Raw genomic sequence first — 13309 nt, forward strand, 5'->3', positions numbered from 1 at the left:
GAGCCGGACGGCCCGGGCCACCGCTTGCCGGGATCCCGCAGTGGTGCCTCACGGGGACAGGGAACCGGTCGGGTCGAGCCACTCGTCGGCACCCCGGCCCAGCAGTTCGTGCAGTAGCGGGGTCGCGGGCAGTGCGGGGTGGAGGTACACACGCTCACGGCGTTGTCCGACCGCGGCCAGCATCGTCCGGAAGGTGGTCCTCGCCGCCTCGGCGCGCCCGCTGTCCACCTGCGCTTGCCCCAGCAGGCCCAGGTGGAGGGGGTAGCGTACGTACGTCCCGGACCGACCCAGTTCGGCCAGCGAGGTGTGCATGAGGGTCAGGCCGTCGTCGGGGTCTCCCGCCTGCGCCAGGCCCCACCCCTTGACGACGCCCAGCATCGCCTTCCAGTAGAGCAGTCCGTACTCGCCCGCGACCCGGACACCCTCGTCGCTCGAGGCGAGCGCGGTGTGGACGTCACCCTCCCAGGCCGCCACGACCCCGTCCACGTACAGTGCGAAGGAGCGGTCGGAGGGCCTGCTCTCGTACTCGGTGATGCTCAGTAGTTCCCGCCGGCGCGCATCGGCGGTCTGCCGGTTCCCGAGGAGCCAGTGGGTGAAGGTGTCGTAGGAGCGGCAGGAGACGCGCGGGTCGTGCTGGAAGGTACGTGCCAGCACATGGCCCTCGTCGGCCACACGGTCCGCCGTGTCGACGGCGAGCTCCAGTTCGCCGAGCGCCTGCGGCAGCATTCCGTGCACATGCAGCACGATGCCTTCGCCGTAGGCCGCGCCGAGCGCCGCCACGGGCTCCCAGGTCTGGCGCGAGATGTCCCGCAGCAGGCCGGACAGCTGCCGCGAGGTGTCGTAGCGGCCGGTGACCAGGTGCGCCGCGCACAGCGCCCAGAGCACCGACGGATCCTCGGGAGCCTGCGTAGCCGCGTTCAGGGCGCGACCGTGGGTCAGGGCCGTCTCGGCCTCGCGGTCTCCGTAGCCGCGCGTGGTGGCGAGTACCTGGCCGAGCTGGATGTGCAGTTTCTGCTCCAGCCGCACCATGGCGGGATCGTCCGGAGGCAGGAACCCGATCAGGTGCTGGGCGCGGCGCAGCCAGATCTCCACCTGCTCGTACGCCATGGACAGCTCTGCGTGTTCCGCGGCGAGCAGCAGCCGGGGCAGCACCTGGGCGGCGGGCAGCACGCTCTTGGCGTGCCAGCTGTGATGCGCCACCCGCTCCTCGTCGCCCATCTGCCCGCCCCGGCGTGCGCCCAGCGCCTCGGCGATCCTGGCGTGCAGGTGGTGGCGGTCCGCACGGGGCAGTTCGTCGATGAGCGTCTCCTGGACCAGGGCGTGAGCGAAGTGCAGCCGCCCCGGATCATGCGGCTCCTCCCCGAGCAGACCGGCGCGCAGGGCCGCTTCGAGACCGGTGCCGACCGGTTCGTCGGGCGTGGCGGTCCGGTGCAGCAGGTCGGTGTCCACCTCGGTGCCGATGACGGCGCACAGCCGGAGCAAGCGCAGCACCGGCTCGGGCAGCGCGGCGAACCGTTGGTGCAGCACCTCGCGAATGCCGGTGGGAATGTGCGCCAGGAGCGCGTCGGCCGCGTCCGGGCGACGGAGTCTGCGCGGGTCGCCCACGAGGGAGAGCAACTGCATCACGAAGTACGGGTTGCCTTCGCTGCGCCGGTGCAGTACCTCGACGACGTTCGGGTCCACACCGGGCCCCGCATGTGCCTCGACAAGGTCGGCGATGCAGTGCAGGGAGAGCCCGCCCAGCCGCAGCGTCTCGGTTCTGGGCCCGCGTAACACGTCGGAGACGATCCGGCGCAGCGTCCCGTCCGACTCGGCCTCGAACTCCCTGGCCGTGAACACGATCCCGAGCGGATGGCCCTGGCACCGGGTGCGCAGCAGCCTGAGGAGGTCGAGGGAGGCGGTGTCCGCCCATTGCAGATCTTCGAGGAGCAGCACGAGCGGGTGTCGCCCGGCGAGGTCGAGCAGCACCTCGCAGACGGCGTCATGGGCGAGGAAGAGGTCCTGGGGCCCGTTGGCGGACACGCCGGGGTCTCCGGTCCGGGCCGCCGACCGTTCGGGCATGAGCGGGGCGAGCAGGGCGTCGTACGGTCGTGTCGCCTCACGGAAGGCGTCCGGCCGGGTGGCCGACAGCCGCCGCAGGACCTGGGTCCACAGCCAGTAGGCGGGGACGCCCTCATCGGGGAAGCAGTGGCTCCAGACGACCTCCAGCCCGGTGTCCTCCTGCTGCGCCTCCATGCTTTCCAGACGTGTGGCGAGTTCGAGCAGCAGGCGGGTCTTTCCGACGCCCGGGGGGCCGAGGACGCCGGCCGCGTGGCCGTGGCCCACGGCGGCGCTCGCGGCAGCGGCCGTCAGACGGTCGAGTTCCTGGCCGCGGCCGGTAAACGGTGACGGGGCAGCCGACCGCCCCGACTCGGGCTCCGGGGATGCGTCGGCTCCCGGGGCAGTTGCCGGCTCGTACGCCGGCCTGGGTAAGCCTCGCCACCGTGCTCTCCCGTCCTGCGCGCCGTCGGCGTCCGCCCGTGCCCCGGGCGGCAGATCGGCCCGCGCCTTCGGGCGCGCATCGGTCCCCGTGTTCCCGTCGCGTCCGACGGACGATGGTGAGCCGGCTGCCGCGAAGGCGTCGTCGGTCGCCACCGCCCTGCGGTGCCCGCGATCCGTGACGGCCGTGCTGCCGTCCTCGGAGCCGTCGGAGCCGTCGGAGCCGTCGGAGCTTGCCGAGCCCGGTGGCACGCCGACTGCGGTCTCGTTCCTCACCGGCGGCGCAGGGGAGGGGTCGGTGGACGCGAGCTGTGCGGGAGGGAGCTTCTCGGACGGAGCGCTCGCTTCCGGCTCCTGGCGCACTATCAGGTCTCTGACCTGGCGCAGTTCGGCCGCGATGTCGACACCGAACTCCTCGACCAGATGGCTGCGCGTCCGCTCGTACACCTCCAGCGCCTCGGCCTGTCGGCCGAGTCGGGACAGTGCTGTCATGAGGTGGCCGACCAGTCGCTCGCGTGTGGGATGACGGCGCGCTTCCCCGTCCAGATCTGCGGCGACCTCCTCGGCCGCGCCGAGAGCCAGCCGCGCCTGCGCGCGGGACTCCACGGCGGTGAGCCGGATCTGTTCGAGTCGGGCACACTCGTCGCTGAGCGGCGGATGGCTGTCGAACTCCGCGTACGGCGAACCGCGCCACAGCTGGAGGGCCTCGGTGAGCCGGGCCTGCGCGGTACGCGGATCGCTCTGCCTGAGCAGCCGCCGTCCGTCGGTGACCAGACGCTCGAAGCGGCAGGCATCGACGTGCTCGGGATCGAGGTCGAGGACGTAGCCGGGTGTCCTGTGACGCAGCACCGAGGGACGCCCCGGTCCCGCCGCCGCGTGCAGTGATCGGCGCAGATGGGAGATATGGCTCTGCAGAGTGGCGACGGCGTGCCGGGGTGCTCCGTCACTCCACAGTTCCTCCACAAGCAGTTCGGTGGGCACTACGCGGCCGAGACGGATGAGCAGCAGGGCCAACAGCGTCCGTCGGCGCGGCGGCCCGAGCGGGAGGTCGTGTCCGTCGAGGTGCGCCGACATGGGTCCCAGAACGCTCAGAAAGGGCTCGGCCTGGCGGGTGTTCGTGGCTGACCCGTTCGAGGTCGGGGGTACGGGCATGACGGTCCCCATCGTTCAGCCGCGACCGGAGTTGATGCCGACGGTCGACAGCGGTGAAGTGCCATCGGCGATTTCGGCTACATCACGGAAGAGCGGGTATTGGGTCGAACTGATCATGAAGAGACCGTAATGGTGTTACCCGCGGTCGTGACAGGTGGCCCATGCGCGTGCATGGACGCTGATGGCCGATACCGCTGGGTAGGCACGCCGGAGGATCGTCGACCGCGGAGGCCGCGGCGGAGCCACGGGAGGCCGCGGTCCGGGTGACGCGCGACACGATGTCCCAGGCGGTGGCGGACGCGCCGGTCTGCTTCGGGCCCAGCGGATCGTGCCGCGAAATCCGGCCCCGTGATGAGGAACTCGACGAGTCTCGGGCCACCACCTTGCTCCGATCGGCAAGAAATCGGCAGGCCTTGGGCAAGGATTCCGTCCAGGGGGCGGAAGAAGGGCGGCGGCCGACGGCAAGGGGCCGTCAGTGGCTCGACCAGGACCCTGCAAGGGTGGTGACGCACGATTCCGGTATCCGAAGACACTGCTGGTCCAGGGCCGATGACGCCCCTGCGGACGGTCCGACGACCGCACACCGGCCTTCGGACTGATTCGTGCTCAAGTTTCGGACAGGGAGCCTTTTCTTGCTGAGTACAGCACTTGCAGCTCCGGGCCTGTGCGTGGCAAGCCTTGATATCGCACTGACCGTCCAGCGGGTGAACCAGGAATTTCCGGCAGTTCACCGGCTGGTTCAATGACCCGTCCGAGGACCTGTTCTCGGAATTGCTGCCTGCACCGTGCCTTTGGCGGAAAACTGCTGCTTCGGCCGCCAGAGCGTCGGACACCACACGACCTGCCTGCCGGCGCTCGGCCGCCCGAGGTCGTCGATGACATCGTGAGGTGAACGGGCGCGGGCACGCATCGCCGGTCACCCGCCGGCGACAGGGCAGGACGGCTGGAGCGAGTCCGCGCGCCGTGGTGAGGCGTCTCACCGGTGCCCGCCGCGGTCCCTGGTACGGGACGGCCCGGACCAGCCGCGTTCCACCGGCTGCCGCTCGGCCCGGCGCACGCCCGGAGACACACGTGTGAGCGTGGGTCCGCCCGTGAGCGAACCATGCCTCACGCCCTCTTCCGCACGTTGAGTGGCCGTCCGCCCATGGCCCGGCCTCCGCAACGTCCGCGAACCCGATCCGGATGTCGGCGACCGCCTTCGCACTTCACCGGACACACACCAGGCCGCGCAGGTCCGGCCGGCCTTCCGATTCCTCTCTTTCCTCTTTCCTCTTTCCTCGCCTTCACCGCTCAGGAGCACAGCACATGAACGCACACCAGTCCCTGCCGCGCCGCCGCATGCTCGGTCTGGCGGCCTTGGGCGCCGCCGCACTCGCAGGGCAGAGCATGATCACGGCGGCCCCCCGGGCCGCCGCCGCCACCGCGGCCGGTGTCTCCGACGGCACGTTTGTCCCCGCTGTCGTGGTCGGCACCGGATACGGCGCGGCCGTCTCCGCCCTGCGTCTTGGCGAGGCAGGAGTGTCCACCCTGATGCTGGAGATGGGCCGGCTGTGGAACCAGCCGGGTCCCGACGGCGATGTCTTCTGCGGGATGCTCCAGCCCGACAAGCGCTCCAGCTGGTTCAAGACCCGCACCGAGGCCCCGCTCGGCTCTTTCCTGTGGCTCGACGTCGCCAACCGGGACATCGAGCCCTACGCCGGTGTACTGGACCGGGTCAACTTCGACCAGATGTCCGTGTACGTGGGACGCGGTGTCGGCGGCGGTTCGCTCGTCAACGGAGGCATGGCGGTCACGCCCCGACGCTCGTACTTCGAGGAGGTGCTGCCCCAGGTCGACGCCGACGAGATGTACAGCACGTACTTCCCGCGCGCGAACTCCGGCCTCCGCGTGAAGAACATCGACAAGGCCTGGTTCGAGCAGACGGAGTGGTACAAGTACGCGCGCGTCGGGCGGGAGCAGGCGGTCAAGGCGGGCGTGGGCACCACCTTCGTGCCCAACGTGTACGACTGGGACTACATGCGCCGTGAGGCGGACGGCACGGTGCCCAGGTCCGCGCTGAGCGCCGAGGTCATCTACGGCAACAACCACGGCAAGGTCTCTCTCGACAAGAGCTATTTGGCCGCTGCCCTCGGCACCGGAAAGGTCGTCATCGAGACCCTGCACCAGGTCAAGACGATCCGGCAGCGCAACGACGGCACCTATCTGCTGACTGTCGAGCAGAAGGACGCCGGCGGCAAGCTGCTCGCAACCAAGGAGATCTCCTGTCGCCACCTCTTCCTCGGCGCCGGCAGCCTCGGCTCGACCGAACTGCTGCTGCGTGCCCGGGAGACCGGCACGCTCGCGGAGCTCAACTCGGAGATCGGCAGCGGCTGGGGCCCCAACGGCAACGTCATGACCGCCCGGGCCAATCATGTGTGGAACCCCACGGGCGCCAAGCAGTCGTCGATCCCCGCCCTCGGCATCGACGACTGGGACAACCCCGACAACCCTGTCTTCGCCGAGATCGCCCCCATGCCTGCCGGCCTGGAGACCTGGGTCAGCCTGTACCTGGCCATCACCAAGAACCCGGAGCGCGGCACGTTTGTCTACGACGCCGCCAAGGACCGGGCGGACCTGCGCTGGACCAGGGAGCAGAACGCGCCCGCGGTCGCGGCCGCGAAGTCGCTGTTCGACCGCATCAACAAGGCCAACACGACCATGTACCGGTACGACCTCTTCGGCAAGCAGCTCAAGGCCTTCGCCGACGACTTCTGCTACCACCCGCTCGGCGGCTGCGTCCTCGGCAGGGCCACCGACAACTACGGCCGCGTCACCGGGTACAAGAACCTCTATGTGACCGACGGCTCGCTCATACCCGGCAGCATCGGCGTCAACCCGTTCGTGACCATCACGGCGCTGGCGGAGCGGAACGTCGAGCGCATCATCCTGGAGGACGTCAAGGATTCACACCGTGATTGACGAAACGCGTGCCACCACGGTGGCCCATGTTTCGTCCGCCGCGACGAAACAAAGATCGGAGTACGGTGAGATATTCCGGTTGATGTTCGAGCGGTCCGGGCTGTGCATGGCCACGCTGGATCGTTCTTTGTGCCTGCGTGAAGCCAACATCGACTTCCTCGCACAGTTCGGCCGCAACCCCCAGGACAGTTACGGTCGTCCGTTCTCGGCGTTCCTGCATCCGACGGTACGACGATCCATAGGCCGCGATCTGGAACTGCTCAGCGCCGGTAAGCGTGACCGTGTCGGGGGAAAGTTCATCGCGGTCAGGCAGGACGGCGCGCTGCTGTTCGGTGAACTGATCGCCGTATCGGTGGTCAGGTCACTCGGTGAGGTCGATTCCATTCTGGTGTTGGTGGGCCGGACTTCCCGGGTCGGCGAGGCGCAGGCAATGGTTCAGCGTGGAATGCTGCTCGCCCCGATGGATGCGAAGATCCTGGAAGGTGTCGCGGCAGGGATGTCCACGGGCAAGCTGGCCGCCGTTCTGCACATGAGCCGGGGCGGGGTGGAGTACCGGATCACGGCTCTGTTGCGCAGGTTCAAGGCCATCAACCGAACCGAACTGACCTCCAAGGCCTACTCCATGGGCGTGCTGACCACCGAGAGTTGGCCGCCCACCGTGCAGTCGGCCTACGTGCAGGCCTGAGGAGACGACAGAAGGCGGAGCCGCCCGATGGTCTGCCGGGCGGCTCCGCCTTCTGTCGGATCAGGGTTTCAGCCGGACTCGTCAAAGGCTTTTGACGTACTCCTGCTGCACCCGGGGTGGCCAACTGCCGCTGCTCAGGATGCCCAGCGTGTAGGCACGGGAGACAAGCGCAGGCCGGTTGGGCACGTCCAGCTTTCGGAGCATGGCGCTGACGTGGTACTCGATGCCCTTACAGCTCAGGTGCAGCTGACCGGCCAACTGTACGGTGGAGGCACCGGCGGCGACCCGCTCGAGGATTCTGGCCTCCATCTCGCTCAGCAGAGTCGACCGCGCACCGCCTGGCGGGCATTCGGGGATCGGAGGGTCGACCTGGACCAGCACGAGGAGCGGGCTGTCGGCGCGGGCATCGGCCCGCATCCGCAACGCCGTGAGATTGCCCCCCACCACGTTCTCCGGACGCGCTACCTTGACGTACTCGGTGAAACGGCCGGTGCGGCCGAGACGGAGCTGATCGAAACCGACCTGTAGCCGGGAGCGGCTGTCAGGGTGGAGAAGGTCGGCGAACGCGATGTCACGGACCTCGGAGGTGCTGCGGTCCAGCAGGGCGAGCATGGCATCGTTGGCCCGCCGGATCCGGCTGTGCGAGTCCAGGGCCGCCATTCCGACTCCGGAACGCTCGAAAAGGGAACGGAACATGGCCGCCGACCGGGACGGTGTCCGTTGGTGCTGCAGAGAGGGATAAATATCATCCCGGGGGCGTTCCGTCGGGCAATCTAATGCATCTGGCATGAAGTTCCTCGTAGGAAGTTGTCAGACGAAGCGTCAGTGTCGGACGGAAGTCTTCGGAAAATCGGTTCCAGCCCACATATCGCGTGTGTCGAAGGCTAGTTGCACGTTTATCTGCGACGCAACTCGACGTGATTAGTGTCACGGTTCCCTCCCAGTGTCATCGCGTCGGGCATCAGTCGGCTGTCTAGGGATTTCCGGCAGACGGCGTCGTGAGACTGTCCGGTGCTACCGGCCTTCACGCGGAGAGGACGCGAGCCATGACCATGGCCGAAAACAACATTCCCTCGATGGCGTCCCTGACCGCGCCACTGCTCGGCATCAACGAGGAACTGCGGGCGATGCAGGCGGAACGGCCCATCTGGAAAGTCAGGACCTACACCGGTGACGAGGCCTGGCTGGTCATGGGCGCTCCGGAGATCAAGCGGCTGCTTGTCGACAGGAGGCTGGGCCGCTCGCATCCCGACCCGGCCAACGCACCGAAATACGCGCCGAGTCCGGTTTTCGAGCAGATCATGGCCGAGTTCGAACGTCATGCCGATATCCGGGCGTTGCTCACGCCGTACTTCTCCCGCACGTCCATGCGGGTGATGCAGCCCAAGGTCGAAGCGACCGTGGCGGAACTGGTCGAGACGATGCTGGCCGGCGAACCCCCGGCGGAACTGCAGAAGGTGCTGGCGCGGCCGTTGGCCATGCGAGTGCTGTGCGAGCTCGTCGGCATCCCCGTGGCCGACCAGGAACTGGTCGGCCGACTTCTGCACCGGATGGCCGGCCTCGGCGCGGGCGGCGGCGACGCCACCCTCGACGCCTACCTGGCCGGGATCGCGGCGCAGAGGCGGGCCGAACCGCGCGAGGACATGATTTCCGGGCTGGTCGCCGCGGGACAGAGCGACGAGCGGGTGGCGACGCTGGTCGCGATGCTGCTGTTCGCCGGCGGCGAGAGCGTCGCCACGCACATCGGGTTCGGCGTGGCTCGCCTGGCCACCGATGACGCGCTGCGAGAGGCGTTGAGTCACGACCCCGCGCTGGTCGAGCCGGTGGTCGAGGAGATGCTGCGCACCGCGAGTCACGGTGGCGGGGCGCAACCCCATTACGCCAACGCGGACATCGAGATCGCAGGGATGACCATCCGGGCCGGAGACCTCGTGCTGCCGGACTTCGCGCTGGCCAACTTCGACGCACGGGCCTTCGAGAACCCGGAGGTCGTCGACCTCACGCGCAGCCCGAACCAGCACCTGGCGTTCGCGCACGGAATCTGGCACTGTCTCGGTGCGCCCCTGGCCCGGATGGAGCTGCGGACCGTCTACACGACCCTGTTCGAGCGAGCGCCCTCCATCCGTCTCGCGGTGCCGCTCGACGAGCTGAACCGCGAGACGGACCGGCTGTTCTCGACCATGCCCGAGCTGAGCATCACCTGGTGAGACCGCTCTGTCGGGAGGCACCCCTTTGTGTGTCTCCCGACACCGCTTCGAACTGCGCCGTGTGCAGGCGGGCGTAGGTGCCGTCGGCGGCGAGGAGTTCGTCGTGCGTGCCCTGCTCGACGATCCGGCCCTGGTCCATGACGAGGATCAGGTCCGCGTCGCGGATGGTGGACAGCCGGTGCGCGATCACGAAACTGGTGCGGCCCCGGCGCAGCCTTGCCATGGCCTGCTGCACCAGCAGTTCGCTGCGTGTGTCCACCGAGCTGGTCGCTTCGTCGAGGATCAGCACGGACGGCGAGGCGAGGAACGCCCGCGCCACCGTGATGAGCTGTCTCTCGCCGGCGCTGATGCCCGCTGCCTCGTCGAGCACCGTGTCGTAACCCTTCGGAAGCGTCCGCAAGAAGTGGTCCACCCGCATGGCCCCGGCTGCGGTGACGATCTCCTCGCGCGTCGCCCCCGGGCGCCCGTACGCGATGTTCTCCGCCACCGTGCCCTCGAACAGCCACGTGTCCTGGAGCACCAGCCCCATGCGCGAGCGGAGAGCCTCGCGACTCATCGTCGCGATGTCCACGCCGTCGAGCAGGATCCGCCCGGCATCGGGTTCGTAGAAGCGCATCAGGAGGTTGCCGAGTGTCGTCTTGCCCGCGCCGGTCGGTCCCACGATCGCGACCGTGGTCCCCGGCGGCACCGACAAGGAAAAGTTCTCGATCAGCGGACGGTCCCGTCTGTAGCGGAAGCTGACGTCCTGGAACTCGACGTGACCGGACACGGTGGCGAGCGAGGCCGGTTCGGCGGGTTCGGCCGATTGCTCGTCGGCGTCGAGGAAGGCGAAGACGCGTTCGGCCGAGGCCAGGCCGGACTGGAGCTTGCCGACCACCGCGCCGATCTGGCCGGCCTGGTTGCTGAACTGGTTGGTGTACTGGAGGAAGGCCTGCACCTCGCCGAGGGACAGCGCGCCCGAGGCGACCCGCAGCACACCGATGACGGACACGGCGACGTAGTTCAGGTTCGAGACGAAGCCCAGCGCGGGTTCGACGGTCGCCGCGAGGAACTGCGCGGCCGAGCCCGCCCGGTACGCCTTCTCGTTGTGCTCGTCGAACTCCGCCTCGCTGTGGGCCTGCCGTCCGAACACCCGTACAAGCGCGTGTCCGGTGTACATGCCCTCGACGTGCGTGGCCAGGGCGCCGGTCGCGGCCCACTGCTCGGCGAACCGCGGCCGTGCCCGGGCACTCAGCTTCGCCGCGATCACGGCGCACACCGGGAGGCTCGCCAGCAGCAGAGCTGCCAGCAGCGGCGAGATCACGAACATCACCGCGGTGAGGCCGCTCGCGTACAGTACGGCGGTGCCCAGCTGGCTGAGCGTCTGCTGGAGCACCTGTTGCAGATTGTCGACGTCGTTGGTGACGCGGTTCAGCAGCTCGCCGCGCGGCTGCCCGTCGAAGTAGCCGAGGGGCAGCCGGGCCAGTTTGGCCTCCGCCCGGGTCCTGACGTCCCGGGCGATCGCCTGCACGACGTTCGCCGCCATCCGCTCCTGCACGAAGTTGGCGGCCGACCCGGCCGCGTACAGGGCCAGCGCCGTCAACAACACCGACGCCACCGCCGCGAAGTCGATGCCGTGACCGGGTGTGAAGTCGACCGTGTCGTACACGGATGCGAGGGTGCCGTGGCCTTCCGCGCGGAGCCGGGCCAGTGCCTGCTCCTTCGTGAGCCCGGCCGGCAGTGCCGCACCGGCCACGCCGGCGACGATCAGATTGGTGGCGTGCCCGAGGCGGAGCGGGGCGATGATGTTCACCACGACACCGGCGAGGCTCACCAGAACGGTGACGGCGAGGACCGTCCGGTGCGGGCGCATCAGCCGCGCGATCGCCCGCAGGGTTCTCCCCGGGGCGGCGGCCTGTTTCTTCTCGGTCACGCCGCTTCCTCCACGTTGTCGAGCTGGGACCGCACGATCTCCCGGTACGTCCCGTTCTCCGTCAGCAGTTGCTCGTGAGAGCCCCGGCCCACCACGCGGCCGTCCTCCAGCACGAGGACCAGGTCGGCGTTCTTGATGGCGCCCACCCGCTGCGCGACGATCACCACCGTCGCGTCGGCGAGTTCCGGGGCCAGTGCGTTGCGCACGGCCAGGTCCGTCGCGGCGTCCAGGCCGGAGAAGCAGTCGTCGAACAGGTAGATCCCGGGCCGCCGCAGCAGGGTTCTCGCGAGGGCGAGCCGCTGCCGCTGCCCGCCCGAGACGTTCGTGCCGCCCTGGGTGATCTCCGCTTGCAGCCCACCCGGCATCGCCGCCACGAACTCGCGGGCCTGGGCGGTCTCGAGCGCGTGCCACAGGTCCGCGTCGGTGGCGTTCTCGTTGCCCCAGCGCAGGTTGGACGCGACTGTTCCCGCGAAGAGGTAAGGCTGCTGCGCGACCAGACCCACGGTGCGACTCCGGGTGCCGGCGTCCAGATCACGCACGTCGACCCCGTCCACCAGCACCGATCCGGACGTGGCGTCGAACAGCCGCACCACCAGGTTCAACAGGGTGGTCTTGCCGCTCCCGGTGCCGCCGATCACCGCCACGGTCTGGCCGGGCCCGGCGATCAGGTCGATGTCGTGCAGGAACGGCTCCTCCGCGCCGGGATAACGGAACCCGACGCCGCGCAGTTCCAGGTGCCCCGGCCGCGGCCCGGACACGACCGGCTGGGAGGACGTGGCCATCCCCGGGGCGGTGTCGAGTACCTCACGGATGCGCCGCGCGGCAGCGGCGGCCCTCGGAACCGTGAGCATGACGTACATGGCGATGACCATCGAGGTCAGCACCAGCACGATGTAGCCGAGGAACGCGCTCAGCGCTCCGACCTGCAGCGCGCCCGAGGCGATCCGCTTCGCGCCGATCCACGCCACCACCACGGTGAACCCGTTGCCCAGCAGCCACACCAGCGGGAACATGCCGGCCGCGAGCCGACGCACCCTGCGGGTCAGCACGAACATCTCGGTGTTCGCCGCGCCGAACCGCTCCTGCTCGTGCGTGTCCCGGACGAAGGCACGTACCACGCGCACGCCGGTGATCTGCTCACGGAACAGCCGGCCGATGGTGTCCATGCCGCCCTGGATGCGGTCGTAGAGCCGGCCCATCCGGGTCAGGATCACCGCCACCACGACCGTCGTCACCGGGATCAGCACGATCACGACCAGCGCCAACGGCACGTCCTGGCGCAGCGCGAGCACCACGCTCACCACACACATGATCGGCGCGGTGATGATGCTGCTCAGCCCGTCGGCCGCGAGGGTCTGGACCTGCTGCACGTCGTTGAGTGTCCTGGTGGCCAGGGAGGACGTGCCGAAGCGCCCCACGTCATGTGCGGAGAACCGCTGCACGTGGCGGAACATCGCCGACCTCAGATCCCGGCCGACCGCGGTGGCAGCACGCGCGGCGAAGTACTCGGCTCCCAGCCGCGCGGCGAGGTGGGCCACGACGACGAGCAGCATCCCCGTGCCCAGCCAGATGATCCCCGGCAGCGACCCCACCAGCAGTCCCCGGTCGATGACCTGTGCACTCAACGTGGGGAGCATGAGGAGCGCCAGCGTCTGCGCGATCTGGAGGGTGACGGTCAGCGCGACCCAGGTCCGGTAAGGGCGTAGGTACGTCCTGAGCAATCGCAAGGGCACGCCGTACTCCGGAAGTCGATGGCGGTTGGCCGCCGGGCGCGTGCGTCCGGCGCGGGCAGCGTCACCCGGACCGGGTCGGTGATTCCCTAGTGCCCCCGCACATCTTTCGCTCCCGACACTAGGAAATTCCGGCTGCCCGGAGATCGAGACTGCACGAGGGTGTCCGCGAGTGAATGGAAGCGAC

At 69.1% G+C, this 13309-nt stretch carries 7 protein-coding genes; 3 read left to right on the plus strand and 4 right to left on the minus strand.

What is annotated here, in order from left to right; all coding sequences use genetic code 11:
- Window positions 1–48: 48 nt before the first annotated feature.
- Window positions 49–3630 (minus strand): BTAD domain-containing putative transcriptional regulator, encoded by a 3582-nt coding sequence (locus ACIRVH_RS41125; RefSeq protein WP_403964845.1) that lies wholly within the window; start codon window positions 3628–3630, stop codon window positions 49–51.
- A gap of 1305 nt (window positions 3631–4935) precedes the next feature.
- On the opposite strand from ACIRVH_RS41125, the gene ACIRVH_RS41130 reads away from it, so the two are divergent.
- Both ACIRVH_RS41130 and ACIRVH_RS41135 read left to right on the plus strand, forming a co-directional pair.
- Window positions 4936–6588 carry a GMC oxidoreductase gene (locus tag ACIRVH_RS41130; protein ID WP_403964847.1) on the plus strand — a complete coding sequence of 551 codons (1653 nt, stop codon included), beginning with the start codon at window positions 4936–4938 and terminating at the stop codon, window positions 6586–6588.
- Entirely contained in the window at window positions 6581–7273 is a 693-nt protein-coding gene (locus ACIRVH_RS41135; RefSeq protein ID WP_403964849.1) for a LuxR C-terminal-related transcriptional regulator, read from the plus strand. The genes ACIRVH_RS41130 and ACIRVH_RS41135 overlap by 8 nt, the downstream gene beginning before the upstream one ends.
- 81 nt (window positions 7274–7354) lie before the next feature.
- Here ACIRVH_RS41135 and ACIRVH_RS41140 read toward each other — a convergent pair whose 3' ends face one another.
- Entirely contained in the window at window positions 7355–8062 is a 708-nt protein-coding gene (locus ACIRVH_RS41140; RefSeq protein ID WP_403964851.1) for a LuxR C-terminal-related transcriptional regulator, read from the minus strand.
- Between the two features lie 257 nt (window positions 8063–8319).
- On the opposite strand from ACIRVH_RS41140, the gene ACIRVH_RS41145 reads away from it, so the two are divergent.
- Window positions 8320–9480 carry a cytochrome P450 gene (locus tag ACIRVH_RS41145; RefSeq protein WP_403964853.1) on the plus strand — a complete coding sequence of 387 codons (1161 nt, stop codon included), beginning with the start codon at window positions 8320–8322 and terminating at the stop codon, window positions 9478–9480.
- Here the strand turns inward: ACIRVH_RS41145 and ACIRVH_RS41150 are convergent.
- Window positions 9470–11392 (minus strand): ABC transporter ATP-binding protein, encoded by a 1923-nt coding sequence (locus ACIRVH_RS41150; RefSeq protein WP_403964855.1) that lies wholly within the window; start codon window positions 11390–11392, stop codon window positions 9470–9472. The two genes, ACIRVH_RS41145 and ACIRVH_RS41150, sit on opposite strands and share 11 nt — an antisense overlap.
- Entirely contained in the window at window positions 11389–13125 is a 1737-nt protein-coding gene (locus tag ACIRVH_RS41155) for an ABC transporter ATP-binding protein (protein WP_403964857.1), read from the minus strand. Before ACIRVH_RS41155 ends, ACIRVH_RS41150 begins: the two co-directional genes overlap by 4 nt.
- Between the last annotated feature and the right edge of the window lie 184 nt (window positions 13126–13309).

The organism is Streptomyces sp. NPDC101165, from assembly GCF_044768135.1.
Taxonomy (GTDB): Bacteria; Actinomycetota; Actinomycetes; order Streptomycetales; family Streptomycetaceae; genus Streptomyces.

Excerpts from the sequence above, each read along its gene's own strand:
- ACIRVH_RS41130 (WP_403964847.1), top strand. The coding sequence starts at position 4,936 with ATGAACGCACACCAGTCCCTGCCGCGCCGCCGCATGCTCGGTCTGGCG.
- ACIRVH_RS41145 (WP_403964853.1), top strand. The coding sequence starts at position 8,320 with ATGACCATGGCCGAAAACAACATTCCCTCGATGGCGTCCCTGACCGCG.
- ACIRVH_RS41140 (WP_403964851.1), bottom strand. The coding sequence starts at position 8,062 with ATGCCAGATGCATTAGATTGCCCGACGGAACGCCCCCGGGATGATATT.
- ACIRVH_RS41125 (WP_403964845.1), bottom strand. The coding sequence starts at position 3,630 with ATGCCCGTACCCCCGACCTCGAACGGGTCAGCCACGAACACCCGCCAG.